This window comes from Corallococcus sp. 4LFB, from assembly GCF_046520365.1.
Taxonomy (GTDB): Bacteria; Myxococcota; Myxococcia; order Myxococcales; family Myxococcaceae; genus Corallococcus; species Corallococcus caeni.
This window is the reverse complement of record NZ_JBKGHJ010001213.1, coordinates 1-597: the sequence shown is the minus strand read 5'-3', so window position 1 is coordinate 597 and position 597 is coordinate 1. Positions and strand designations below refer to the sequence as shown.

Here is a 597-nt window from a genome sequence, read left to right as displayed (position 1 = left end):
GCACCACCACGACGCTCTCGCGCACGCCGTCGCACTGGCCCAGCGCGGACTCCACCTCGCCCAGCTCGATGCGGAAGCCGCGCACCTTCACCTGCGAGTCCAGCCGGGCCAGGAACACCACGCTGCCGTCCGGCAGCTGCTTCACCTGGTCGCCCGTGCGGTACAGCCGCGCACCAGGCTCCATGCTGAACGGGTGCGGCACGAACTTCTCCGCCGTCAGCTCCGGCCGGCCCAGGTAGCCCAGCGCCAGGCCGTCGCCGCCGATGTACAGCTCACCCGCGACACCCGCCGGAACGGGTTGCCCGTGCGCATCCAGGACGTACAGCTCCGTGTTGGACAGCGGCTTGCCGATGGGCACCGTCACCGCGCCCGCGGGGACCTGCTTCACCTCGTGCCACGCGGCGAACGTCGTGCTCTCCGTGGGGCCGTACGCGTTGACGAGTTTCCCGGACATTCCGGCCGCGAGCGCCGCGCGCATCGCTCCCGGATCCACCGCCTCGCCACCCACGTGGAGCTGGCGCACCGTCTGGAACGTCTCCGCTGACTGCGCCACCAGCTGGTTGAACAGCGCGGACGTCACGAACAGCGTGCTGATGC

The 597-nt window shown here is 70.9% G+C and carries 1 protein-coding gene; it reads right to left on the bottom strand.

Annotated features, from left to right (window positions below; genetic code table 11):
* Positions 1–597 (bottom strand): AMP-binding protein (locus ACLEQD_RS44990; protein WP_410392005.1); only part of this gene is annotated, 597 nt, incomplete at both ends.